Below are 24,606 nucleotides of genomic sequence, written 5' to 3'. Positions count from 1 at the left end.
CGCGACCGTGATCGAATCGCCGGTGTGCGTTCCCATCGCATCGACATTCTCGATCGAGCAGATGATGATGGCGTTGTCGGCGCGATCGCGCACGACCTCCATCTCATATTCCTTCCACCCGAGCAGCGATTCCTCGATCAGCACCTCGTTGGTCGGCGACAGGTCCAGCCCGTTGCGGACGATGTCGATAAACTCCTCGCGGTTGTACGCGATGCCGCCGCCGGTGCCGCCCAGCGTAAAGGACGGGCGGATCACCGCGGGCAACCCGACATGCTCCAGCGCCGCCATCGCCTCGGCCTCGCTATGCGCGATGGCGGAGCGGGCCGATTCCAGCCCGATCTTCGTCATCGCGTCCTTGAACTTCAGCCGATCCTCGGCCTTGTCGATCGCCTCCGCATTCGCCCCGATCATCGTGACGCCGAACTTCTCCAGCGTTCCGTCCTGCGCCAGCGCGAGCGCGGTATTGAGCGCGGTCTGCCCGCCCATCGTCGGCAGGACCGCGTCGGGCCGCTCCTTCTCGATGATCTTGGCGACCACCGCCGGCGTGATCGGCTCGACATAGGTCGCGTCGGCCAGCTCGGGATCGGTCATGATCGTCGCCGGGTTCGAATTGACCAGGACGATGCGATAGCCCTCTTCCTTGAGCGCCTTGATCGCCTGCGTGCCGGAATAGTCGAACTCGCACGCCTGCCCGATCACGATGGGACCCGCGCCGATGACGAGGATGGAGGAGATGTCGGTGCGTTTGGGCATTTAGGCCTTCAGATAAGCTAGAATTGCGACAACGAGCGCGCCAACGCTCACGAGCATGGATGAGAGCGAGATCCATTCCGCCCGAGGTACGGCTTGCAATCGACCGATCAGGCTGCGCCGAAACTCGGCATCGACGGACGTCAACGCATTGTCGTTCAGGCTAAAATAGACGGTGCGACGACCATCCTCAGAGGCCTCGATTAGCGCGCCTAAACCCGCTTCTTGCCAAGAACGTCCAAGCGCAGTGAGGTCCTTCCAACCTCGCGTGGGCGCTAACGAGCTAATGGACGGAATGTGGTCCTTATTTCTCTTCGCCCAAAGCACCGCGCTTCGAAGCAATTTAGGCTCTTGAACCGTTGGCTCAAAAGCAATCACCGCAGCATCCCCACAAACCGCTCGAACAGATAGAAGCTATCCTGCGGCCCCGGCGATGCCTCGGGGTGGTATTGCACGCTGAACGCCCGCCCGCCATCGATCTCGATCCCGCAATTGCTGCCGTCGAACAGCGACACGTGGGTTTCGCGCACCCCATCGGGCAGGCTGGCGCTCTCCACCGCAAAGCCGTGATTCATCGACGTGATCTCAACCGCGCCATCGCTCAATCGCTTGACCGGGTGGTTCGCGCCGCGATGCCCCTGGAACATCTTGGTCGTCTTTGCGCCGACCGCCAGCGCCAGCAGCTGATGGCCGAGGCAGATGCCGAACAGCGGCTTGCCCGTGTCGAGCAGCTCGCGGATCACCGGCACCGCATAGCCGCCGGTCGCCGCCGGATCGCCCGGCCCGTTCGACAGGAAGATGCCGTCGGGATCAAATGACAGCACCTGCTCCGCCGTCGCCGTCGCGGGCAGCACGGTGACCTTCGCCCCCGCCTTCACCAGGTTGCGGAAGATATTGTGCTTCGACCCGTAATCGATCGCGACGACGTGCGGTCGCGCGTCGCCGGCCTCATCCGCGCCATAGCCGAAGCCCAGTCGCCACACCCCGTCCTTCCACCCGAAATGGGTTTCGGTGGTGACGGTGATCGCCAGGTCCATGCCCTCCAGCCCCGGCCACGCCTTCGCGCGCTCCAGCAACCAGGGGATGTCGAACTCGCCGCTCGCCGAATGCGCGATCACGCCATTGGGAGCGCCCTGTCCGCGAATGCGCCGGGTCAGCGCGCGGGTATCGACGCCCGACAGGCCGATGCGATCATGCTTGCGCATCCACGCGTCCAGCGGCTCGACGCTGCGAAAATTGCTCGGCTCGGTCACGTCCTCGCGCACGATCATGCCGAGCGCGTGGGGGTTGTCCGCCTCGACATCGTCCGGGTTCGCGCCGACATTGCCGATATGGGGAAAGGTGAAGCAGATCATCTGGCCCGCGAACGACGGGTCGGTCATGATCTCCTGATATCCGGTCATCGCGGTGTGGAAACACACCTCGCCCACCGCATGCCCCTCGGCCCCGAAACCGCGTCCCCAGATCACCTCGCCACTCGCCAGGACGAGGACGCCGGTGGCGTTTTCAGGCACGGTGAAAGGCGTCGCGTCGGCCATTATGAGTGGGCGCTCCTACAGGGGTTCCGGCAATATGTGCTAAGTGCCGCGCGCTAGACCCCTGCCCCCCTCGCGTCAACCGCCCGTCGCGACTATCTGATGCAAAAATCCGATTCACCCGAACAGAAAGCAGACCATGATCCGCGACGATATCAAGACCGCCCTCGTCACCGCCATGAAGGGCGGCGACAAGGAGACGACCGCCGCCATCCGCCTGATCCAGAGCGCGATCAAGAACCGCGACATCGAGGCGCGGACCCAGGCGCCTGTCGCCGACGACGACGCGCTGGTGGTCGAAGTGCTGCAAAAAATGGTGAAACAGCGCCGCGAATCGATCGAGATGTATGTGAAGGGCGGCCGCAACGAGCTTGCCGAGGCCGAAGCCGCCGAAGTCACGGTGATCGAACGCTTCCTCCCCGCCCAGATGAACGAGGCGGAGACCAAGGCGGCGATCGAGGCGATCAAGGCCGAACTCGGCGCCGCCGGAATGAAGGACATGGGGCGCGTGATGGCCGAGCTGAAAGCCCGCCACGCCAGCGAACTCGATATGAGCAAGGCGAGCGGGCTGGTGAAGGCCGCGCTGTCCTGAGGTGACGCTCACCCCCGCCTTTCTCGACGAATTGCGCGCGCGCACCACGCTCTCGACGCTCGTCGGCCGGACGGTGAAGATCGTGAAGGCGGGGCGCGAGTATAAGGGCTGCTGCCCGTTCCATAACGAAAAGACGCCCAGCTTTTACGTCAATGACGACAAGGGCTTCTATCACTGTTTCGGCTGTTCCGCGCATGGCGACGCGATCCGCTGGCTGACCGATCATCAGGGCCTGCCCTTCATCGACGCGGTCAAGGAACTGGCGGCGGCGGCGGGGATGGAGATGCCCGAGGCGGATCCGCGCGCCGCGCAGCGGGCCGAGCGGGCGAAGGGGCTGCACGAAGCGCTGGCCGATGCCGCCGCCTTTTACGTCGATCAACTGCACGGCCTGTCGGGTGCGGAGGCCCGGGCGCTGCTCGAACGGCGCGGCATCACGGCGGAGACGGCGCGCATGTTCGGCATGGGCTATGCGCCCGACTCGCGCACGCGCCAGCGCGAACAGCTCAAATCCTATGGCGACGCGATGCTGGTCGAGGCTGGGCTGCTGATCCAGGTCGAGAACAAGGACCCCTATGACCGCTTCCGTGGTCGCCTGATGATCCCGATCCGCGACCCGCGCGGGCGGGTGATCGGATTTGGCGGCCGCATCATCGGCGAGGGTGAACCGAAATATCTCAACTCCCCCGAAACCCCGCTCTTCGACAAGGGGCGGACGCTCTACAATCTCGACCGCGCCGCCGCCGCGTCGCGCAAATCGGGGCGGGTGATCGCGGTCGAGGGGTATATGGACGTGATCGCGCTGGCCCAGGCGGGGTTTGGCGAGGCGGTCGCCCCGCTCGGCACCGCGCTGACCGAGCATCAGTTGGAGCGGCTGTGGCGACTCGCAGACGTACCGCTGCTCGCGTTCGACGGCGACAATGCCGGGCAAAAGGCCGCGATCCGCGCCGCCCATCGCGCCCTGCCCCTGCTCCAGCCCGGCCGCAGCCTCGCCTTCGTCACCCTGCCGCAGGGGCAGGATCCCGACGACCTCGTCCGCGCGGCGGGGCCGCAGGCGTTCGAGGCGCTGATCGCCGCCGCCCAGCCGCTGGCGGATCGTGTGTGGCACCACGAACTCGCCGCAGAACCGCTCGATACACCAGAGGCGCGCGCCGGCCTCAAGCGGCGGCTCGGCGATCTCGCCGCGACGATCCAGGATGGTAATGTCCGTCACGAATATGTGTCCGAATTCCGCCAGCGCTTCGACGCGCAGTTCGCGCCGCCACCACGCAGCTTCACCCGAACGCCCGGTCGGGCGGCCGCCCCGCGCGGCTCGGGCCGCTGGCTTCCGCCGGAACCCCCGCCCGGTCCCACCGCCCAGGCGGTGGGCGCAACGGGAATCGACCGGGTGCTCGCCAAGGCGGTGCTGGCCGGGCTGATCCGCCACCCGGCGGAGATCGCACGCCACCTCGAAACGCTCACGAGCATGCGGCTGGCGGACGGTGCGCTGGGTCGCCTGTTCGAAGCGGTGGTCGATGTTGCGTTGGAAGATCAGGCGCTTGATACGACGCGCCTGCGCACCATATTGGCGAAGTCCGGCTTCGATACCGTCGCGGCGGAGTTGCTCCGCGCCGATACGCTCCCATTTACCTTCACTCAGAAGGATTGGGACGTGGGGCGGGCTGCGCTCGATCTGGGCGAGGCCATTGCGGTGCTCGCGGCCCGGCCCCAGGTCGATGCCGCGCTTGCCGAGGCAACGGCGGCGGTGCAGGCGCGTTTCAGCGACGCGGCGTTCGAACGTCAGGTCGCGCTCGTCCGCCGCAAGGCGGAACTTGAGACACGTCTGGCGAATCTGATGCTTGCGGACGACGCGTAATTGGTGGAATAGGGCGGCGTATAATAGCCGCCATCGGATTTTGAAGGACCTCGATGGCTAAGGCGAACATGGCGGAACCTGCGGACACGGCCGAAACCGGCGACGCGCCGCTGATCGATCTCAACGAAGGCTCGATCAAGAAGCTGGTCGCGCGCGCGAAGAAGCGCGGATACATCACCGTCGATCAGCTGAACGAGATGCTCCCGCAAGACCAGTTCACGACCGACCAGATCGAGGACGTGATGTCGGCGCTCAGCGATATGGGCGTGAATGTCGTCGAGAATGAGGATGCGGGCGAGGACGGCGAGGCCGAGGACGATACCCCCGACGAGATCGACGGCGGCGATTCGCAGGAGGATACCGGCCCCGCGATCGAGACCAAGAAAAAGGAAACCGTCGATCGCACCGACGATCCGGTGCGCATGTACCTGCGCGAAATGGGCGCGGTCGAACTGCTCAGCCGTGAGGGCGAGATCGCGATCGCCAAGCGGATCGAGGCGGGGCGCGACACGATGATCCTGGGGCTGTGCGAAAGCCCGATCACCTTTACCGCGATCATCGGCTGGTCGAACGCCCTCAACGAGGGCGAGATGCAGCTGCGCGAAATCCTGGACCTTGACGCGATGCTGTCCAAGGGACCGTCCGCCGAGCAGGTCGAGGGCGCCGAGGAAGACGATAACGGCGAGATCAGCGAAAAGACCGCCGGCACCTCCTACAAGGAGGAAGAGGAGGTCGAGGAGGAAACGTCGGACGACGAGGACGACGACATGACCGAGCGCCGCGCGCGCCGGCCGTCCGACGACGATGACGAGGACAATACGCTCAGCCTCGCGCAGATGGAGGAGACGCTCAAGCCCCAGGCGCTGGAGAAGTTCGCCAACATCACCTCGATCTACAAGAAATTCTCGGCGATGCAGGCAAAGCGGCTCGACGCGATGGCGCTGGGCGGCGAACTCGCCGCCGCCGACGAGAAAAAATATCAGAAGCTGCGCGAGGATCTGACCGCCGAGGTCGAAAGCGTGCAGTTCCATCAGGCGAAGATCGAATATCTCGTCGATCAGCTCTACAGCTTCAACCGCCGCCTGACCGCGCTTGGCGGCCAGATGCTGCGCCTTGCCGAGCGCCACAAGGTCAGCCGCAAGGACTTTCTCGAGCGGTATGTCGATCATGAGATGGACGAGAACTGGCTGGAGTCGGTCGGCGGTCTCGACAAGAAATGGACCGCGTTCGCCACCAACGAAGCGGCAGCGGTCGATCGCATCCGCGTCGAGGTGGCCGAGATCAGCCAGCAGACCGGCATGGCGCTGGCCGAATTCCGCCGCATCGTGAACATGGTGCAGAAGGGCGAGCGCGAGGCACGGATCGCCAAGAAGGAGATGGTCGAGGCCAATCTCCGCCTCGTGATCTCGATCGCCAAGAAATACACCAATCGCGGGCTTCAGTTCCTCGACCTCATCCAGGAAGGCAATATCGGCCTGATGAAGGCGGTCGATAAGTTCGAATATCGCCGCGGGTACAAGTTCAGCACCTATGCCACCTGGTGGATCCGGCAGGCGATCACCCGGTCGATCGCCGATCAGGCACGCACGATCCGCATCCCGGTCCACATGATCGAGACGATCAACAAGCTGGTCCGCACCAGCCGCCAGTTCCTGCACGAACAAGGCCGCGAACCGACCCCGGAAGAGATGGCCGAGCGCCTCTCCATGCCGCTGGAAAAGGTTCGCAAGGTGATGAAGATCGCCAAGGAACCGATCAGCCTCGAAACGCCGATCGGGGACGAGGAGGATTCGCACCTCGGCGATTTCATCGAGGACAAGAACGCGATCATCCCCGTCGATGCCGCGATCCAGGCGAACCTCAAGGAAACGGTCACCCGCGTCCTCGCCAGCCTGACCCCGCGTGAAGAGCGGGTGCTGCGCATGCGTTTCGGCATCGGCATGAACACCGATCACACGCTGGAAGAGGTTGGCCAGCAGTTCAGCGTGACCCGCGAGCGTATCCGCCAGATCGAGGCAAAGGCGCTGCGCAAGCTCAAGCACCCGAGCCGCAGCCGCAAGATGCGCAGTTTCCTCGACCAGTAAGGAATATTGCGGCGCGTGATCGCGCCGTGCGATAACGGACGTGCTGGAAGTCGCGACACCGCGGTCCCATAGCTCAATCGCGCCACTGTCCTGTTCAGGCATGCGCTAAATCGGCGAAGAGCCGCGGTGCATCTCAAGAGGAGCACTGCGGCGACTTCCAGCAGCCTTCACTCCAGCGTATCGCCATAGCGGCGGATCGCGATCACCGCGAAGATGCCACCCAGAATGGCGAGGTAGAAGAGCTGCGGCATCGCCTCGCCCGCCTGCCACCCCTTCAGCATCACCCCGCGCACCACGCGCAGAAAGTGCGTCACCGGCAGCACTTCGCCTAACCACTGCGCCCATCGCGGCATGCCGGCATAGGGAAAGGCGAATCCGGACAACAGGATACTGGGCAGGATGTAGAAAAAGCTCATCTGCATCGCCTGCATCTGCGTCTTGGCAAAGGTCGACAGGGTAAAGCCCAGCAACAGGCTGACGGTGATGAACACCAGCGTCGCCAGCGCCAGCAGCCAGGGCGCTCCCGCGAACGGCACCGCGAAGATCAGACCCGACAGCACCACGATGATGATCGTCTGCGCCGCACCGATCAGCACATAGGGCAGGATTTTCCCCGCCATCACCTCCATCGGCCGCAGCGGCATGGCGAGCAGATTCTCCATGGTCCCGCGCTCGCGTTCGCGGGCGACGGCGATCGATGTCATCATCACCATCGTCATCGACAGGACCACCGCCAGCAGGCCGGGAACGATATTGTGGCTGGTGATGCCTTCGGGATTGTAGCGACGCTGAATCACCACATCGACCGGCGAAGGCTGGGGCGCGCGCGATGCCAGCGGCCCGATCAGGTCGTGGCGCAGTCCCGACAACACCGCCTGCTCAACGGCGGCGGTGGCGTTGCCGGTCGCGGCGGGATCGGTCGCATCGGCCAGCACCAGCAGTTGCGGGCGCTCGCCACGCACCAGATCGCGGGTGAAATTGACGGGAATGACGATCAGGAACTGCACCGACCCACGGCGCAGCATCGCCTCCCCCTCACCCGGTCGATCGACCGGCACCAGATCGAAATAGCTGCTCGCCCGCAGCGAATTTTCGACCGTGCGCGTGATCGGGCTGCGGTCGTTGAGCTCGATCGCCGCGCGCAGATGGCGCGGATCGTTGTTGATCGCGAACCCGAACAGGATGAGCTGGACGAGCGGAAGCCCGACGACCATCCCGAACGTCAGCGGATCGCGGCGCAACTGGTGCGCCTCCTTTACCAGCACCGCCCAGATGCGGCGCCAGCGATAGGCGATGGCGCGGCGGCTGCTCATGCGTGCGCCTCCACACTGTTGTCGGTCGCGCCGCGCATCAGCTGGATGAACACGTCCTCCAGCGTCGGGTCGGTTTCGCGCCAGCTGATGTCCGGGGCGACTTCATCGACGGCCGCACGCAGCGCCGCCATGTCGCGGCCACAGACATGGATGGTCGGGCCGAACGCGGCGGCCATTTCGACCCCCGGACGGTTCTCCAGCCTGGGGGCCAGCCGATCGGCGCCCGGCCCCTCCCCCGACAGCGCGACCAGGCCTGATCCCGCGACGATCTCGTCCGCCGTGCCGCGCGCCAGCAACACGCCATAGGCGATATAGGCGATGTCGTGGCAGCGCTCGGCCTCGTCCATATAATGGGTCGATACGAGCACGGTGACGCCGTCGGACGCGAGCAGGTGGATCTGGTCCCAGAATTCGCGCCGGGCGAGCGGATCGACGCCCGCGGTCGGCTCGTCGAGCAACAGGATTTCCGGCTCGTGCAGCACACAGGCGGCCAGCGCCAGCCGCTGTTTCCACCCCCCGGACAGGGTGCCGGCAAGCTGGTCGGCGCGGGTCTCCAGGCCCAGCCGCGCCAGCGCCGCTGCCACCCGCCCCTTCTTGTCGTCCAGCCCATAGGCGTCGGCGACGAACGCCAGATTCTCGCGGATCGTCAGATCCTCGAACAGGCCGAACCGCTGGGTCATATAACCGATCTTCAGCTTGATCGCCTCACGCTGGCGCAGCAGGTCAAGGCCCAGCACCCGCCCCTCGCCACCATCGGGGATCAGCAGGCCGCAGATCATCCGCAACGTCGTGGTCTTGCCCGATCCGTTCGGCCCCAGAAATCCGCAGATGCGGCCGCGCGCGACCGTCAGATCGAACTGATCGACCACCGTGCGCTGGCCGAACCGCTTGGTCAGGCCACGCACGTCGATCGCGGGTTCCGCGCCGTTCACCGCGGCCGCACCTCGACCGGCAGGCCGGGACGCAGCGCGTCCAGGCCGCGATCGGGATAGGCTTCGACCATGAACACCAGCTTGGCGCGCGCCCGCTCGCTATAGATGACGGGCGGCGTGAACTCTGCCTGGGGTGCGACATAGCGCACTGTCGCCGGGATCGCGCCGCCGCATCCGTCGCACGCGACCGAAACCTTCGTTCCCGGCTTGAGCGAGGCGATCGCGGCTTCCGGCGCGTAAAAGCGGATCTTGATCCGGCCGGGGGGCAACAGGCGCACCACCGGCACGTTGGCGGTCACCCATTCGCCCGGATTATAATAGGTCTGCTCGACCAGCCCGGCGGCGGGCGCCACCGGCGCGATCTCGTCACCGCGCCGCCGCTGCGCGGCGACAGCAGCTTCGGCGGCGGCGACCTGCGCCTGTGCCGCGGCGATCTGGTCGGTCCGACCGGCAAGCTCGCCCGACGCCTCGCTCGCCCGCGCCTGCCGGAGCGACGCGCGGGCGCTCTCTGCGGCGGCGCGTGCCGCGTCGAGCTGACTCTTGGTGGCGAACCCGCGTTTGGCGAGTGTCGCATAGCGCTGATATTCGCGTTCGGTCCGCACCACCTCTGCCTGCGCTGCCTGTTGCTGCGCGCGCGATACGCCCAGTTCGGCCGGCCGCTGTCGCGCCTTCAACAGGTCGTCGCGTTGCGCCCGCGCGCTGGCCGCCTGCGCCTCCAGCTGGCGCAGCTGGGCGGCGGTGGTCTCCGGATTGAGCGCGAACAGGGGCTGTCCCTGCGCCACCTGTCCGCCGCGCTGAACCGCCAGGCTGGCGAGCTGTCCCGATACCGGCGCGGCCACTTCGATCGCCTCTCCCTCGACATAGCCCAGCCACGCATCGTCGCCATCGCGCCGCCCGAATGCCAGCCACGCGACCGCCGCCAGCAATGCGACGCCGATCGCGATCAGGGGAAGATAGCGCCTCATCGTTCGCCTCCGTTCGACAGGCCGCGCAGGATCACATCGACATGCGCCGCGGCGAGCGCATCCATATCGACCGGGTCCGCGCCGATCGGCTCGAACACCGTTTTCCACAATGTCCCGAGCAGCAGCGCGCCGCCGACACTCCGCGCCGCAAGGTGCGGATCGACGGGGCGGAAGCTGCCATCGGCGACGCCGCGCGCGATGATCTGTTCCATCAATGAAAGGATGCGGCGGATCGCCCGGTCATGATAGGCTTGGGCGATCTCGGGGAAATTGCCGCTCTCCCCGATCACCAGGCGCGGCAGGAACGCGACATCGGGTTCGACCAGCTTGCGCGCGCCAAATCGCACGAGCGCGCTGAGCTGGTCACGGGGCGGCGCCCCCGCCAACTCGCGCGGCAGCGCGCCGGGCAGGCTGGTCTCCAGCATCCATTCGACCATTTCGCAGAACAGCCCCGCCTTGTCGGCGAACTGAAGATAGAGCGCCGCTTTCGATATCCCCACCCGTGCCGCGACATCGTCCAGCCGGGTCGCGGCATAGCCCTTTGCCGCGAACTCCGCGCGGGCGGCAGTCAGGATCGCTTCACGACGATCGGGGGGCGTGCGGCGTGCCATGTGTCGATAAATAACTGACTGGTCAGTTATTATCAAGCGCCTTCATGCGCGCGTGCCAACCCCTTTTGTTCGGTAAATGCCGCGTCAACCACGTCTTTACGCGCTTCGGTATATTCCTTTGGGCATATCGGGCGGGCGATGCCGGGCGATCCGGCACGCCGCATGGGGGTCAATGACGTTGGAATCGGCGCAAACTTCCGGACTGGGCGGCGCGTCAGGCACACTAGCCGCGCTTGTGGCGGCCGATGGCAGTGCCGGACATCCGTTCCACGCCCGCCTGCTTCGCGGCACCGCGTCGATGCGCGATCTGGCGGACGTCGTCCATCAGCTCTGCATTCTCCACGCCCGTCATCCCGATGTGATCGAGCAGGCGCTCGGCCATTCGACCCAGCCGGCCAGCGCCGCCTGGCTGGCCGTCGCCGCCACGGGGTTCGCGGCCGAACGCGCGCACATCGTCCGCCTGGTCGCGGCGGTCGGCCCCCTGCCCAGCACGCCGGGACAGGCCGCCTCGGAAGCGGCGGTCGCGGGGCAGCGGCACGCGCTCGATATGCTTGCCCAATCGGATCGCGGCGGCTGTGCCGACGGCATGGCGCTCGCACTCGCGCTCGACTGGCCGGCGATCCGCCAGGTCATGGATGTCATTGCCGACCGGCTTGGCCTCGATCTTCCCGGCCTCGCCATTCCCCCGCGGTTCGAAACGGCGACGATCGTCGATGCCATCGCCGAGCGGCTGCTGGTCGAGCGGGCGATGCTGTTCGGCGCGCAACAGATGCTCGCCCAGCATCGCGGCCTGTGGGATCTGTTGGAGGCACGCGCCTCCGCCCGCGACGACAACTGAACCTTGCGCCCCGGCGCGGTTTACCGCTACCGCATACCCGATCTTCCAAACAGACGGGAACCGCCATGCGCTTCGAAGGCACGCAGGATTATGTCGCGACCGACGATCTGAAGGTCGCGGTCAACGCCGCAGTGACGCTGCGCCGCCCGCTGCTGGTCAAGGGCGAACCCGGCACCGGCAAGACCGTCCTCGCCTATGAAATCGCCAAGGCGGTCGGCGCACCGCTGATCGAATGGAACGTGAAATCCACCACCAAGGCGAATCAGGGACTCTATGAATATGACGCGGTCGCGCGCCTGCGCGACGGCCAGCTGGGCGACGAGCGCGTCCACGATATCGGCAACTATATCCGCAAGGGAAAACTGTGGGAGGCGTTCCAGTCGCCGCAGCTCCCGGTGCTGCTGATCGACGAGATCGACAAGGCCGACATCGAATTTCCCAACGACCTGCTGCACGAACTCGATCGCATGGAATTCCATGTCTATGAAACCGGCGAGACGGTGAAGGCGATCGAACGGCCGATCGTCGTCATCACCAGCAACAATGAAAAGGAACTGCCCGACGCGTTCCTGCGCCGCTGTTTCTTCCATTATATCAAGTTTCCGGACCGCGAGACGATGCAGGCGATCATCGACGTGCATTTCCCCGGCATCCAGAAGCTGCTGGTGGGCAAGGCGATGGACATTTTCTACGACATTCGCGAGGTGCCGGGTCTCAAGAAGAAGCCGTCGACCAGCGAACTGCTCGACTGGCTCAAGCTGCTGCTGCATGAGGACATGCCGCTCGACGTCCTTCAGTCGCGCGACCCCAGCAAGGCGATCCCGCCGCTGCACGGCGCGCTGCTCAAGAACGAGCAGGACGTGATGCTGTTCGAACGGCTCGCATTCATGGCGCGGCGACAGGCGCCAAAGGGCTGACGCCGCCGCCCCGCACCGCTACCCTATGCATCGACTCGATCGCCTGGAGCGGATGATGCACGGCGTGGCGCATGACTCACGATGGCTGTTCAGGCTGATCTGCGCGTTCACATTGTCGGTCGCGGCCTGCGTGCCGGCGATGGCGGGACAGGCATCGGCTCCATCCCAGCGATGGCAGGTTTCCGCGCCTGCCGAACTGGCGATCCGCGCGCGCCGCATGTTGCGGGCGATCCCGCTGCTCGACCGTGAGATCGCCGCGTGCCGGCGCCCCGATCGCTGCTTCGACGCCCGGCTGCTGCGTGCCTATGCGCTCGGCTGGAGCGGCCAGCACGTGCAGGCCGCGCCGATCCTGCGCGCACTTTCCGTTGAGGGCGGCGCCACGCCGCGCCAGCTGCTCGAAACCCGCCTCGCGCTGGCCGAGATACAGGTGCTGGTCGGCGAATGGGCGCCGGCGATCGATACGCTCAATGCCGCGATGGACGCGGCCCAGGCAGCCGGCATGGCGCGATCCGAACAGACCGCGCAGATCGCCTTCAGCTATGGCGTCATCACGATGCTGACCGGCGACCATGCCGAAGCGATCAAGGCGGTCGGCAACAGCATCGCGCTGCTGCGCACCTTGGGCGCGGCGGCCGAACCGACCCTTGCCGAAGCGCTCGACACCTTCGCCGATCTCCAGCGCGCGCGCGGAGATGCCGCCGCCGCAGATGCCGCCGCCGCCGAATCCGATCGCATCCTCCTGCGGTTGTTCGGCGCCGACGCCCCTGCATCGACCAGTGCGCGCAAGCGGCTGGCGGATGCCGCGCTCGAACGCGGCGATCCGGCGGCTGCCGAAATTGCGGAGCGCGCGATCGTGCGCATCCTGGAGGACGGGATCGGGCGGACCGCCTTTCCCTCACTGATGGCCCAGATCGATCTGGCCAATACGATCGAGGCACAGAATCGCATCGCCGAGGCGCTGGCAATCAAGGTCGCTTCGGTCGTCGCGATGACCCAGGGCTATGGCGCCCACCCGCTCACCGCCGCCACCGCGATCGACCTGGGATCAACGCTGCTCGACAAGGGGCGACCCGATCTCGCCGGAGCGTTTCTGGAAAACGGCTATGTGATCGCGCGCAATATCCTGGGCGACCGGTCCGAACTCACCGTGGTCGCGGCGCTCAAACTGGGGACGCTGCGGCTCGACGAGCAAAAGCCCGATCAGGCCGAGCCGCTGTTGCTGGCCGCAGTGGCGGGCGGCGACGCGCTCGAACGCGACGGCCTGCTCGCGGCGAATGCGCGACTGCACCTGGCGATGCTCTATCAGGCAAGCGGACGTGCCGCGCAGGCCGACGCCGCCTTTGCCAGCGCGACCGCGTCGATCGAACGCCTGCTCGGCGCGCGGGCGCCGATCACCATCTATGCCGTCAGCAACTGGGGCAGCTTTGCCGCGCGTTCGGGCAACGATGCGCGGGCGCGGACGCTGTTTCGCCGGGCGATCGGCTATGTTCAACAGCGCGGCGCCCAATCGAACAGCGCGGCCGAGGAACTGCGCCGCTATCCCGGGCTGTTTCGCCAGGCGATCGCCGCCGACTGGCGGCTGGCGACCGGCAGGCGGTGACACGGCGACCCTGCCGACCGCCCCGCCGCCCGCACCGCCGCCCACGCCGCGCATGCCGCCGATGTCGGCGCCTCAGTCGGCGATCTTGACCACCAGCTTGCCGATCGCGCCGCGATTGGCCAGCTTCGCGATCGCCTTGCCCCCATCCTCGAACGCAAAGGTTTCGCTGACGTGCGGATTGATCCGCCCGGCATCCCACAGGCGGAACAGATGTTCGACATGGGCCGCGTTCGCCTTTGGATCGCGCGCGGCGAACGCGCCCCAGAATACGCCGCACACATCGCAGCTTTTGAGCAGCGTCAGGTTGAGCGGCAGCTTCGGGATGCCCGCCGGGAATCCGACGACCAGATAGCGTCCCTCCCATGCGATTGATCGCAGCGCAGGCTCGCAATAATCGCCGCCCACAGGGTCGTAGATCACGTCCGCGCCGTCCGGACCGACCGCCGCCTTGAACTGTTCGGCGAGCGCCTTAGAGGCGTCCTTGTCGAACGGCGCGCGACCATAGATGACGGTTGCATCCGCGCCCGCCGCCCTTGCCGCCGCCGCCTTTTCCTCGCTCGACACCGCCGCGACGACGCGCGCGCCGAACGCCTTGCCCAGCTCGATCGCCGACAGGCCGATGCCGCCCGCCGCTCCCAGGATCAGCAGCGTCTCACCTTCCTTCAGCTTCCCCCGGTCGAGTAGCGCGTGGATGCTGGTGCCATAGGTCATCAACAGTGACGCGCCCTGTTCGAAGCTCTTGCCTTCGGGCAGGCGGTAAAGCCGCCGGCGCTCAACCGCAGCCTTTTCGGCGAGCCCGTTCCAGCCGGTCGATCCGAGCACCCTGTCGCCAGGCTTGAGGTCGTCGATGCCCTCCCCCACCGCCTCGACCACGCCGGCGATCTCTCCGCCGGGCGCGAAGGGGCGCGGCGGCTTGAACTGATATTTGTCCTCGATGATGATGACGTCGGGAAAGTTGATCGCGCATGCCTTGATCGCGACCACGACCTCGCCCGGCTTCGCGACGGGATCGGGAAGCTCACCGATCTTTAGAGTTTCAGGTCCGCCGATTTCCCGCGACAGCAAGGCTTTCATCCGCTCTCTCCCTCTTGAGCCATGGTCGCGCATCGGCAACCTCCGACTCATATTTCGAAATTGCGGTATCCCTTGCCAGTGTCAGGCCGACTTCGTCCAGCCCCTCCATCAGGCATTCGCGGCGGAACGGGTCCATCTCGAACGCGAACCGGTCCTGAAAGGGCGTGGTGACGGTCATCGTTTCCAGGTCGATCGTCACCGGATCGGTCTTCGCCACCTCGATCAGGCGATCGATCGCCGGCTGGGGCAGCACGACCGCGACCAACCCGTTCTTGAACGCATTGCCCGAAAAAATGTCGGAATAGCTCGGCGCGATCACCGCGCGGATGCCCATGTCCTTCAGCGCCCACGCCGCATGTTCGCGGCTCGATCCGCACCCGAAATTCTCGCCCGCGATCAGGATCGGCGACCCGGCATGCGCGGGATCGTCGAACAGGTTGTCCGGATCCTGGCGCACCGCCTCGAACGCGCCCTGGCCCAGCCCCTCGCGGCTCACCGTCTTCAGCCAGTGGGCGGGAATGATGATGTCGGTGTCGATATTCTTGGCGCCCCACGGATAGGCGCCTCCCTCGACCTTCGATACGGGTTCCATCAGCGAGCACTCTCCGGGAACAGGGGTAGCTTTGCGATGTCGCGGGGATCATGCTGGACCACCACCCGGGCGTTCAGCTTCTTCGCGATCCGCCGGAACCGGTCACTCGACGCCAGCGTGTCGGCACGATCGAAATTGAACGTCGGGACGAGGTCCATCGCCATGCTCTCGCGGACGTGAAACTGGTCGCCCGACAACAGGACATATCCCGTTTTCGGCAGCTTCACCAGCAACGCGCGATGGCCCGGCGTATGCCCCGGCATCGCCAATATCATCACGCTGCCATCGCCGAACACGTCGCGATCGCGCGCCACCGGCTCGACCTTCCCGCCGCGCGAAATCCACGGTCGAAAGCGCTCCCGCTCCGATTCGGGGCGCACGGTCCTGATCGCCTGCCATTCCTGCGCTCCGATCAACAGCGTCGCGCCCGGAAATGCAGCGGCCTGGCCGGTGTGATCGTCATGATAATGGCTGATGCCGAGATAGACGACCTGCGCCGGCTTGACCCCGATCTGCGCCAGCTGAGCTTCGATCGTCCGATCCAGGCTGATCGTCTCGCCATCGTCGCTCTGCGGCGCGCCGATCAGGCTGGCGGACAGTCCACTGTCCCATAACAGATAGGCGTCGCCATGCCGGATCAGGTAACAGCTGTCGGTCAGGGTGCGGCGTTGGCCGTCATAATCACGGGTGTCGCTGAACGCGCCGAAGTCGGAGAAGGCGAGCGTGCCGCAATCGATCCGCCACAGGCGCATCTCCGGCGCCTCAGGCACGGGCGCGGCTTGTCCCATCAAACACAGCGCCGTGGCGCCGATCGACAGGCGGCGCCACGTTGCGGCGCGCCCAACCACGCGCGCCACAGCCAGGCGAAGGTTCGAAACGATCAAGGCACCGCGCGTCGCGCGCGCGGCGGGCCTCAATGTTCCGTGATCGCCGTGTCGCTCGTCCGGTCGTCCGCTTCCGCCGTCCCTGCGGTCGCCGCCGCATAGACCGCCGCCGCGCCGCTCAACAGCGTACCGACCACCAACATCCACAAAACGCGTCTCACCGATCATCCCCCCATCAGGTCCCGCACGTCCGTCAGGCGCCCCGTCACCGCCGCCGCTGCCGCCATCGCCGGCGAAACAAGGTGGGTCCGCGCACCCGGACCCTGCCTTCCTACGAAATTTCGGTTCGAAGTGGAAGCGCAGCGTTGGCCCGCCGGCACTTTGTCCGGGTTCATCGCGAGACACATCGAACAGCCCGGCTCGCGCCATTCGAACCCGGCATCGATGAAAATCCGGTCCAGCCCCTCCGCCTCCGCCTGCCGCTTGACCAGGCCGGAGCCGGGAACGATCAGCGCCTGGCGCACGCCATCGGCGACCCTGCGCCCGTTAACTACCGCCGCTGCGGCGCGCAGATCCTCGATCCGGCTGTTGGTACAGCTGCCGATGAAGATATTCTCCACCGCGATGTCCTGCATGCGCGTGCCGGGCGCCAGGCCCATATAGTCGAGCGACTTGCGCGCCGCCTCGCGCTTGGCCGGATCCGCGAAGCTTTCCGGATCGGGAACCACGCCGGTAATCGGCACCACATCCTCCGGGCTCGTCCCCCAGGTGAGCGAGGGGGCGATGTCACTCGCCTCCAGCGTCACGACGCGATCGTACGTCGCGCCCGGGTCGGTCGGCAGCGTCCGCCACCACGCCACGGCCTGCGCCCACGCCTCACCCGCAGGCGCCATCGGCCGGCCCTTCAGATAGGCATAGGTCGCCTCGTCAGGCGCGATCAGTCCGGCGCGCGCACCGCCCTCGATCGACATGTTGCTGACCGTCAGCCGCCCCTCGATCGACAGGTTGCGGATCACGTCGCCGGTATATTCGATGACATATCCGGTGCCGCCCGCCGCGCCGATCCGGCCGATGATCGCCAACACCACGTCCTTCGCGCTGACGCCATGGCCCAGCGTGCCATCGACGCGCACCTCCATCGTCTTCGACGGGCTGAGCAGCAGCGTCTGGGTCGCCAGCACATGCTCGACCTCGCTGGTGCCGATCCCGAAGGCCAGCGCGCCGAGCGCGCCATGCGCGGAGGTATGGCTGTCCCCGCAGACCAGGGTGGTGCCGGGCAGGGTGAACCCCTGTTCCGGGCCTACGACATGGACGATCCCCTGTTCGGGTGCGGTCGCCCCGAAATAGTCGATGCCGAACTCCGCGACATTGCGTTCCAGTGCCGCCAGCTGCTGCGCGCTCTGTGCATCGGCGATCGGCAGCGGCCGGCCTTGGGCATCCATCCGCGCGGTCGTCGGCAGATTGTGGTCCGGCACCGCCAGCGTCAGGTCGGGCCGGCGCACCGAGCGTCCGTTCGCGCGAAGCCCCTCGAACGCCTGCGGACTGGTCACCTCATGGACGAGGTGCCGGTCGATATAGATGAGGCAGGTGCCGTCCGGGCGCCGTTCGACGACGTGCGCGGCCCAGATCTTTTCGTAGAGCGTGAGCGGTTTGCTGGCCATGACGCGCCCGCCATATCCGATCGGCGCCGCCACGCAAACGCCGGCCGGCTTGTCGGCGCTAAAGCTTCGCTAGCGCCGACAAGCCGATCGCGCCGGTTCACCCGGACGGCGCGCCATCCCGGCGCACACGCACCGCTTCCTGGGGAGACAGGTAGCGCGCGTCGTGCGCGAACGGCAACGGCGCGTCCGCCCGTAGCGCGGCCAGGATATCGGCAAAGCCGGTGTCGAACCGGAAGTTCAGTTCGCGCTGGATCCGCCCACTGTCATAGACGCGGCCGATCCGGGCAGGCAGCCTCCAGCCGCGCCGGGCATACAGCGCCTCCGCGTCGGGAAACCGACGGGCGATCACCGCGCGCGCATCACCCATCAGCTCGGCCCTGTCACCCCGGCGAAACGGGGTCGGCGCGGAGACGATATAGGTTCGAAACCCCAGCGTGTCGGGCCATTCCAGCGCGGCGACATGCGCCCGCGCCGCATCCTCGACCGTCAGCCGCCGGTTGAGGAACTCATTGGCCTTCAGATTTTCGCCGGGCGGATCGCGATGGGTGTCGTCCTCCTCGGGAAAGAAGCGCCCGGTGCGCAGGACGACGCAATCGAGCCGATGGTCGGCGTGGAACAGCCGGCACAGCTGTTCGGCGGCATGTTTGGTCGCGCCATAGATGTTGCGCGGCGCGATCGGCCCGAATTCCTCGTCCAGCCACACGGCGGCGTCACCCCGCTCGTCGCGGATCGCCTGGCCGATCATCAGCGAGGTGGTCGAGGTGAAGACGAAGCGCCGATGCCCCGCCCGCGCCGCCGCCTCCAGCAGGTTGAGCGTACCGCTGACATTGACATCGACAAAGGCCTGGTTGGAATAGCGGGCGATGTCGGGCTTGTGCAGCGCGCCGCCATGCACCACCGCTTCGATCCCCCGTTCGGTGAACAGCCGATCGATCAGCACCGGGTCGGCCACGCTGCCGATCACATCGGTCGCCGCGCCGGGCGCCACGTCCAGCCCGGTGACCAGATGGCCACGCGCCCGCAACATGGGCGCAAGATGCCGTCCCAGCCAGCCGGACGATCCTGTCAGCAGAACGTGCATCGCGCAGCGCCGTGGGCTTCAGGCCGGCAGCGGCTGCTGCGGCGATCCGTTGGCCCCGGCGCCCTCCCCCGCGTCCGCCCAGTCGCCACGACGGCGCAACCAGGGGTTGAGGAACAGGATCGGCAGCTTCAGGAACAGCAGCTCGGAATGGATGAAGGTGTCGATCGCGCGCTCCCACCAGCGCGGATCACGCTTGCCATGCGCCTTCAACCAGCCGTCATAGGGCGCCCAATGGCTCGGCTCGTCGCGATGGATCACTTCAAAGATGCGGACCAGCGCCCGATCGTGGCGCACGAGCGGATGCCGCAGCAGGATCTCGACCTGCTTGAACCCGCGCTGTTCGGTCAGCGAGATGACGCGGCACAGTCGCTCGAACAGGTCGTCGCGGGCGACGATCGCGTCGGTATCCAGATCGTCGATCGTGCGACGGAACATGATCTCCACGAACCGGTCGATATGGCCGCAGGTGCGATCGACGCGCAACGGCATCTGCCCGCGCAGTTCGAACCATCGTTTGAACATCACATAATGTTTGCGCTCGTCCGCGCGATGCTTCTCGATCGCGGCGATCAGCGCGACATCATCCGGCGCGCGAAGCCGAACCGCCTCTAGCACGCGGTCGATGCTCGTATATCCGCGATGCTCGTTATAGATATAGATCGAGCCGAGCAGATCGAGATAGCGTTGCCGAATTTGTTTAATCATTATCGTGACTTATAGAAATTTTCGACACGGTCAACGCGCCTCGCCGACCAGATAGCGCCGGATCGCCTCGATTTCGTCGTCGGTCAACGCGTGAAGGCCATCGCGCGCCGCCATCTTCATCATGCCGAGGTCGCGTCCGGACATCCCCTTCCCGGTCGCAAGCAGCGTGCGGAACGCCCCAGGGTCATAGGCCGGGACCATCTCGGCCAGCGCGGGGACCGGTCGCCCATCGTCATGCGCCTCGCGCGGTTCATGCACGGCATGACAGCTCAGGCACGCGGTCTCGACCAGATACCGGCCGGGATCGGCGGGGCGTTTCGCGGGTCCGGCGACGGTCGACTGTACCGCCAGCGGGAACGCCCCGGTCAGCACCACCAGCCGGCCGACCGGGCCATAGCCTGGATGATCCAGCTGATCGCCGGCGCCCGGCCTGAGCGAGCGGATCCAACCCATCAGCCGCGCGACATCCTCATCGGCCAGATTGCGAAACGCCTCGGTCGGCATGATCGGCACGCCGGTGCCATCGCGCCGCACCCCCTGCCGGATGGCACGCGCCAGTTCGGCGTCCGAATAATCCGTCACCGTCCGCGCGAATGCCGGCGTGGCGATCCGGCCGAGCGCCGCCGAATCGACGATCACCCGCCCCTGGCCGGCCGGTCCGTGGCAGCTGGTGCAGCCCATCACCTTCGCCAGTCGCGCCCCCTCGGCAATCGCCTGGGGACGGTGGTCGGCGGCGACCGGTCTGGCCTCGACGGCATGGGTCGCGCGCAGCACCCATTCCGACCCGGCAAAGACGACCAGCGCAGCGATCAGCGCCAGTCCGACGATCCCCGCAAGCAGCCTCAGCACGATCCGCATATCCGCCCCCTCACCCGTGACGGACCGGTATATCGCAACTCACGCCATGTGTCAGGCAGCGTGTCAGGCGGCGACCGCGACCTCGTACCGGGCGGTGGTCTTCGCGGCGACGTCTTCCTCGCTCACCCCGGGGGCCAATTCGATCAGACGGAAGGGCGAGTCATGATCGGGTCGCTGGAACACCGCCAGATCGGTGATGATCATATCGACGACATTCTTGCCGGTCAGCGGCAGCGAGCATTCGGGAATGAATTTGGGGCTTCCGTCCTTGGACGTGTGTTCCATCACCACGATGATCTTCTTGACGCCGGCGACCAGGTCCATCGCCCCGCCCATCCCCTTGATCATCTTGCCCGGGATCATCCAGTTGGCGATGTCGCCGCCTTCGCTGATCTCCATCGCGCCCAGCACGGTCAGGTCGATATGGCCGCCACGGATCATCGCAAAGCTCTGTTCAGAACCGAAATACACCGATTGCGGCAGTTCGCTGATCGTCTGCTTTCCCGCGTTGATGAGATCGGGATCCTCGTCGCCCTCATAGGGAAAGGGACCGATGCCCAGCATGCCGTTTTCCGATTGCAGAGTCACCTCGACCCCGGCGGGGATATGGTTCGCCACCAGCGTGGGGATGCCGATGCCCAGATTGACGTAAAATCCGTCCTGCAATTCCTTTGCGGCGCGCGCCGCCATCTCGTCACGGGTCCAGGGCATTCTCGTCTCACTCCTTGGGCGGGGCGGCATCGGGCCGGGCGATGCTGCGAATGGGATTGGGCAACAGGAACCAGCCTGCTCCCCACAGGGGGGCGACCATGGTTTCGGTGGCGGCGGTGCCGCGGCGCGCGGAACTGTCCGCTCCGTCGAACAGCCCACTGAATTCCGACAGGGAATCACCGACGATCGCGATCACGCAATAGCGCGACGCCACCGCGCGGCGCGTCGCCTCTGCGCTCTGAACCTCATCGGCGCCACCGCGCAGGATCAACGTCCGCCCCGGTTCCGCCGTGCCGAAACCCAGCCGCTCGAGCAGTGCGACAACGCCCGGCGCGCCGGACGCGGCCCGCGCGCTGGTGAATATCGGCGTCACGCCTTCGCGCCGGGCCGCCTGCACGCCGTCCACCGCCCCGGGGACGGCAACGACCAGATCGCTGCCATCGCCGCGCCAGCGCCGGAATCGCGCATCGGGATCGCCGGCGCTCTCGTCATTCTCGTCCAGGTCGAACAGGACCGCCAGCGGCTTCGACCCACACGGTTCAAAGGCAGGCGCGGCCAGCGTCGCCGACGGGCCGAGGACCACCGAGCGAAGCGCGCTCCCCTTCGATCGCGCAGCAGCCTTGGCCGACAGATAGTTCCACAGCGCCTGATAACCCTGTAGGCTGGACGCTGCCGCCTCACCATCGGGCCGCGGCAATTCCTTGAGCGTGGTGACGGTCATCCCGGTCACTTCGGGCATCGTCGCCCGTGGCGGAGGCGCGACTGGCGACGCTCCGGGGCCGGATGCCGGCGTGGGCGTCGTGACCCGTGCTTCGGCCTTCGCCTTGCGTGGCTTCCGCGCCTTTCGCGAAACCGGCGCTTCGCCGCGCCCCTTCAGCTTTTCGCGCGCGATCACGCCGCTCGCGGCGATCGGGATCGCCGCAGCGATGCAGCCGCCGGCCATTACGGGCAGGAGCGCCAACGCGATCGCGGCGCGGACGCGTTTCACGCCGCGTCGGCGCCTTCCCGCGCGCGCACCGTGCGGAATTCGATCTTCTTGTCATAGGGCGCACCGACGATCATGCGCTTCACATAGATGCCCGGCAAATGCACCGCATCGGGATCGAGCGTGCCGACGGGGACCACTTCCTCCACCTCGGCAACGCACAGACTGCTCGCCGTCGCCATCGGCTGGTTGAAATTGCGCGCGGTCTTGCGAAAGATCAGATTGCCTGCCTCGTCCGCCTTCCACCCCTTGATGATCGACAGGTCGGCCCGGATTCCGCGCTCCAGGATATAATCCTGTCCGTCGAAATTCTTGATCTCCTTGCCCTCTGCCACCTTCGTGCCGACGCCGGTCTTGGTATAGAAACCGGGTATCCCGGCTCCGCCCGCGCGGCACCGCTCGGCCAGCGTCCCCTGGGGACAGAATTCGACCTCCAGTTCCCCGGCCAGATACTGACGCTCGAACTCCTTGTTCTCGCCGACATAGGAGGAGATCATCTTTTTGACCTGACGGGTGCGCAGCAGCTTGCCCAGCCCCTCGCCGTCGATGCCGGCATTGTTGCTCGCGATGGTCAGATCCCTGACTCCCGCATCGCGGATCGCATCGATCAACCGTTCCGGAATGCCACACAGGCCAAAGCCGCCCGCGCAGATCGTCATGCCATCAAACAACAGGCCGTCCAGCGCCGCCGCCGCATCGGGATAGAGTTTTTTCATCGCCGCGATTCTCTCCTCGGGTCGCCCGGGCCGGATAAGCGGTGTCGATGGTTGCGGTCAAGCAAACCTGAATGGCCATTCAAGTTCGCGCTGCAACGCGGCAAACTCCTTTCGCAATGCGGCGAACGGAGGCGCCGGTGGATTGAAGCGTTAACCTATCGCCGATAGCATGGCCCTGTTTTCCGGGGGCGGGGATCGACGATGATTGAATTTTCCGTGTTCATCTACGGACTGCTGTCCATGTTCGTGCTGCTTTCGGCAGAACATAATCGCCGGCTGGCCCGACCCAATCCGACGATGGTGACCGCGGTCGGCTGGGGCCTGTTTTCGATGTCGTCCACCTTGGCAGTGCTGTTCGCCGCGATGGCGATCGCGCTGGCGATGGGGGTTCAGCTTCCCGACCTGCCCGCCGGCATCGGCTGAATACGGTATCCGCGCATATGAAAAGGGCGGCCAAAGCCGCCCTTTTTTCGTTGTCGTCAGGCTCAGCGCATCGAGCCACGGCGAACCATGTTGACGATCGCCAGCAGGACGACCGCGCCAAGGAACGAGATCAGCAGCGACGTCGCGCTGAACGATCCGTCGGTAATCGTGCCGCCACCGATCAGCGGGGTGATAAGCAGGCCGGCCAGCAACGCGCCGACGATCCCGACCACGACATTCAGGAACAGTCCCTGTTGCGCGTCGGTGCGCATCACGATGCTCGCCAGCCAGCCAAGCACGCCGCCGACCACCAGCAGGATGAGTAGATTGATCATTTGCCGTCTCCCGTATTCCGGCTCGGCAATTTCCGAGTCATGAGGATATACGGTCGAACGCGCGGGACGTTCCACCAGCGGTCCGAAACGATCCGCGCAATCAGGAGCGACACCATGCCACGCTATGCCTTTGAAAACGCGATCCCCGATATCGATCCAGACGCATGGATAGCGCCGAGCGCGGACGTCATCGGCGACGCGCGGCTGGCGGCCGGGGCCAGCGTCTGGTTCGGCGCGGTGATCCGGGCGGACAACACGCCGATCATCGTCGGCGCGCGCAGCAATGTGCAGGAAGGGGCGATGCTCCATTCGGACCCCGGCGCGCCGCTGACGATCGGTCAGGACTGCACGATCGGCCATCACGCGACCGTCCATGGCTGCACGATCGGCGACCGCGTACTGGTGGGGATCGGCGCGATCATTCTCAATCGCGCGACGATCGGGGACGATTGCCTGATCGGCGCAGGCGCCCTGGTGACCGAGGGCAAGAGCTTTCCGCCCGGAAGCCTGATCGTCGGCAGCCCCGCCCGCGCAATCCGCGAACTCGACGCCACCACCCGCGCCGGCCTGCTCCTGTCCGCGCAGAGTTATGCCGATCGACAACGACGGTTCCGCGCGGGGCTGCGCCGGATCGACTGACATCGGCTGGACA

Annotated in this window: 26 protein-coding genes and 1 pseudogene; 8 read left to right on the top strand and 19 right to left on the bottom strand. The window is 66.2% G+C overall.

From position 1 onward, the window contains the following. The 3 genes and pseudogenes from KF783_RS13885 to carA all read right to left on the bottom strand — a co-directional run. Positions 1-753: pseudogene (locus KF783_RS13885) on the bottom strand (carbamoyl phosphate synthase large subunit); the annotation flags it as partial. After that, the gene (locus KF783_RS13880) at positions 754-1,128 is read right to left on the bottom strand and encodes a hypothetical protein (RefSeq protein ID WP_294080305.1); all 375 of its coding nucleotides are present in this window, start codon (positions 1,126-1,128) and stop codon (positions 754-756) included. Further along, on the bottom strand, positions 1,125-2,288 hold the full coding sequence (gene carA, locus KF783_RS13875) for a glutamine-hydrolyzing carbamoyl-phosphate synthase small subunit (protein WP_294080304.1): 1,164 nt from the start codon (positions 2,286-2,288) through the stop codon (positions 1,125-1,127). Before carA ends, KF783_RS13880 begins: the two co-directional genes overlap by 4 nt. A 136-nt stretch (positions 2,289-2,424) precedes the next feature. Here carA and KF783_RS13870 point away from each other — a divergent pair, with 136 nt between their 5' ends. The 3 genes from KF783_RS13870 to rpoD are packed head-to-tail and all read left to right on the top strand — an operon-like array spanning position 2,425 to position 6,813. After that, a complete protein-coding gene (locus KF783_RS13870; RefSeq protein WP_294080302.1) occupies positions 2,425-2,877 on the top strand; it encodes a GatB/YqeY domain-containing protein in 453 nt (150 codons plus the stop codon). A gap of 1 nt (position 2,878) precedes the next feature. Then, positions 2,879-4,729 carry a DNA primase gene (dnaG, locus tag KF783_RS13865; RefSeq protein WP_294080300.1) on the top strand — a complete coding sequence of 617 codons (1,851 nt, stop codon included), beginning with the start codon at positions 2,879-2,881 and terminating at the stop codon, positions 4,727-4,729. 53 nt (positions 4,730-4,782) lie between these two features. Beyond that, positions 4,783-6,813 carry an RNA polymerase sigma factor RpoD gene (gene rpoD / locus KF783_RS13860; RefSeq protein WP_294080298.1) on the top strand — a complete coding sequence of 677 codons (2,031 nt, stop codon included), beginning with the start codon at positions 4,783-4,785 and terminating at the stop codon, positions 6,811-6,813. A gap of 167 nt (positions 6,814-6,980) precedes the next feature. Here rpoD and KF783_RS13855 read toward each other — a convergent pair whose 3' ends face one another. The 4 genes from KF783_RS13855 to KF783_RS13840 are packed head-to-tail and all read right to left on the bottom strand — an operon-like array spanning position 6,981 to position 10,634. Beyond that, positions 6,981-8,126, bottom strand: a complete 1,146-nt coding sequence (locus KF783_RS13855) for an ABC transporter permease (protein WP_294080296.1) — start codon at positions 8,124-8,126, stop codon at positions 6,981-6,983. After that, positions 8,123-9,058: an ABC transporter ATP-binding protein gene (locus KF783_RS13850; protein WP_294080294.1), complete on the bottom strand. Its 936-nt coding sequence runs from the start codon at positions 9,056-9,058 to the stop codon at positions 8,123-8,125. The genes KF783_RS13855 and KF783_RS13850 overlap by 4 nt, the downstream gene beginning before the upstream one ends. Continuing rightward, positions 9,055-10,023 carry an HlyD family efflux transporter periplasmic adaptor subunit gene (locus tag KF783_RS13845; RefSeq protein WP_294080292.1) on the bottom strand — a complete coding sequence of 323 codons (969 nt, stop codon included), beginning with the start codon at positions 10,021-10,023 and terminating at the stop codon, positions 9,055-9,057. Before KF783_RS13845 ends, KF783_RS13850 begins: the two co-directional genes overlap by 4 nt. Then, positions 10,020-10,634 (bottom strand): TetR/AcrR family transcriptional regulator, encoded by a 615-nt coding sequence (locus tag KF783_RS13840; RefSeq protein ID WP_294080290.1) that lies wholly within the window; start codon positions 10,632-10,634, stop codon positions 10,020-10,022. Before KF783_RS13840 ends, KF783_RS13845 begins: the two co-directional genes overlap by 4 nt. A 172-nt stretch (positions 10,635-10,806) precedes the next feature. On the opposite strand from KF783_RS13840, the gene KF783_RS13835 reads away from it, so the two are divergent. From KF783_RS13835 to KF783_RS13825, 3 genes are all read left to right on the top strand, one after another. Next, complete coding sequence (locus tag KF783_RS13835) at positions 10,807-11,472, top strand: hypothetical protein (RefSeq protein WP_294080288.1); 666 nt, start codon at positions 10,807-10,809, stop codon at positions 11,470-11,472. 65 nt (positions 11,473-11,537) lie between these two features. Next, a complete protein-coding gene (locus KF783_RS13830; protein ID WP_294080286.1) occupies positions 11,538-12,389 on the top strand; it encodes a MoxR family ATPase in 852 nt (283 codons plus the stop codon). Between the two features lie 25 nt (positions 12,390-12,414). Next, positions 12,415-13,989 carry a tetratricopeptide repeat protein gene (locus KF783_RS13825; protein WP_294080284.1) on the top strand — a complete coding sequence of 525 codons (1,575 nt, stop codon included), beginning with the start codon at positions 12,415-12,417 and terminating at the stop codon, positions 13,987-13,989. A 72-nt stretch (positions 13,990-14,061) separates the two neighbouring features. Here the strand turns inward: KF783_RS13825 and KF783_RS13820 are convergent, their stop codons facing one another. The 11 genes from KF783_RS13820 to KF783_RS13770 all read right to left on the bottom strand — a co-directional run bounded on the left by KF783_RS13820 (position 14,062) and on the right by KF783_RS13770 (position 23,196). Next, the gene (locus KF783_RS13820) at positions 14,062-15,063 is read right to left on the bottom strand and encodes an NADPH:quinone oxidoreductase family protein (RefSeq protein ID WP_294080281.1); all 1,002 of its coding nucleotides are present in this window, start codon (positions 15,061-15,063) and stop codon (positions 14,062-14,064) included. Beyond that, positions 15,026-15,655 carry a 3-isopropylmalate dehydratase small subunit gene (gene leuD, locus KF783_RS13815; protein ID WP_294080279.1) on the bottom strand — a complete coding sequence of 210 codons (630 nt, stop codon included), beginning with the start codon at positions 15,653-15,655 and terminating at the stop codon, positions 15,026-15,028. Before leuD ends, KF783_RS13820 begins: the two co-directional genes overlap by 38 nt. After that, on the bottom strand, positions 15,655-16,443 hold the full coding sequence (locus tag KF783_RS13810) for an N-acyl homoserine lactonase family protein (RefSeq protein WP_294080277.1): 789 nt from the start codon (positions 16,441-16,443) through the stop codon (positions 15,655-15,657). The genes leuD and KF783_RS13810 overlap by 1 nt, the downstream gene beginning before the upstream one ends. Before the next feature lie 125 nt (positions 16,444-16,568). Continuing rightward, complete coding sequence (locus KF783_RS13805; RefSeq protein WP_294080275.1) at positions 16,569-16,700, bottom strand: hypothetical protein; 132 nt, start codon at positions 16,698-16,700, stop codon at positions 16,569-16,571. A 3-nt stretch (positions 16,701-16,703) separates the two neighbouring features. After that, positions 16,704-18,140 (bottom strand): 3-isopropylmalate dehydratase large subunit, encoded by a 1,437-nt coding sequence (leuC, locus tag KF783_RS13800; protein ID WP_294080273.1) that lies wholly within the window; start codon positions 18,138-18,140, stop codon positions 16,704-16,706. 97 nt (positions 18,141-18,237) lie between these two features. Beyond that, entirely contained in the window at positions 18,238-19,221 is a 984-nt protein-coding gene (locus KF783_RS13795; RefSeq protein ID WP_294080271.1) for an NAD(P)-dependent oxidoreductase, read from the bottom strand. An 18-nt stretch (positions 19,222-19,239) separates the two neighbouring features. Beyond that, positions 19,240-19,926, bottom strand: coding sequence for a ferritin-like domain-containing protein (locus KF783_RS13790; RefSeq protein ID WP_294080270.1), 687 nt, complete (start codon positions 19,924-19,926; stop codon positions 19,240-19,242). A 30-nt stretch (positions 19,927-19,956) separates the two neighbouring features. Further along, on the bottom strand, positions 19,957-20,784 hold the full coding sequence (locus tag KF783_RS13785) for a c-type cytochrome (RefSeq protein ID WP_294080268.1): 828 nt from the start codon (positions 20,782-20,784) through the stop codon (positions 19,957-19,959). Positions 20,785-20,847: 63 nt separating this feature from the next. Then, entirely contained in the window at positions 20,848-21,495 is a 648-nt protein-coding gene (locus KF783_RS13780; protein WP_294080266.1) for a CoA transferase subunit B, read from the bottom strand. A gap of 7 nt (positions 21,496-21,502) precedes the next feature. Beyond that, on the bottom strand, positions 21,503-22,483 hold the full coding sequence (locus tag KF783_RS13775; RefSeq protein ID WP_294080264.1) for an HAD family acid phosphatase: 981 nt from the start codon (positions 22,481-22,483) through the stop codon (positions 21,503-21,505). Continuing rightward, complete coding sequence (locus tag KF783_RS13770) at positions 22,480-23,196, bottom strand: CoA transferase subunit A (RefSeq protein ID WP_294080263.1); 717 nt, start codon at positions 23,194-23,196, stop codon at positions 22,480-22,482. Before KF783_RS13770 ends, KF783_RS13775 begins: the two co-directional genes overlap by 4 nt. A gap of 201 nt (positions 23,197-23,397) precedes the next feature. Here KF783_RS13770 and KF783_RS13765 point away from each other — a divergent pair, with 201 nt between their 5' ends. Continuing rightward, on the top strand, positions 23,398-23,619 hold the full coding sequence (locus KF783_RS13765; RefSeq protein WP_294080262.1) for a hypothetical protein: 222 nt from the start codon (positions 23,398-23,400) through the stop codon (positions 23,617-23,619). A 62-nt stretch (positions 23,620-23,681) separates the two neighbouring features. On the opposite strand, the gene KF783_RS13760 is transcribed toward KF783_RS13765, so the two are convergent. After that, a complete protein-coding gene (locus KF783_RS13760) occupies positions 23,682-23,951 on the bottom strand; it encodes a GlsB/YeaQ/YmgE family stress response membrane protein (protein WP_294080335.1) in 270 nt (89 codons plus the stop codon). A 117-nt stretch (positions 23,952-24,068) separates the two neighbouring features. Here KF783_RS13760 and KF783_RS13755 point away from each other — a divergent pair, with 117 nt between their 5' ends. Then, positions 24,069-24,593: a gamma carbonic anhydrase family protein gene (locus KF783_RS13755; RefSeq protein ID WP_294080261.1), complete on the top strand. Its 525-nt coding sequence runs from the start codon at positions 24,069-24,071 to the stop codon at positions 24,591-24,593. Positions 24,594-24,606 lie beyond the last annotated feature (13 nt).

The sequence above is a fragment of the Sphingomonas sp. genome (genome assembly GCF_019635455.1).
Classification (GTDB): Bacteria; Pseudomonadota; Alphaproteobacteria; order Sphingomonadales; family Sphingomonadaceae; genus Sphingomonas.
The sequence above is the reverse complement of the archived record's forward strand: the minus strand, read 5'-3'. Positions and strand labels throughout refer to the sequence as shown.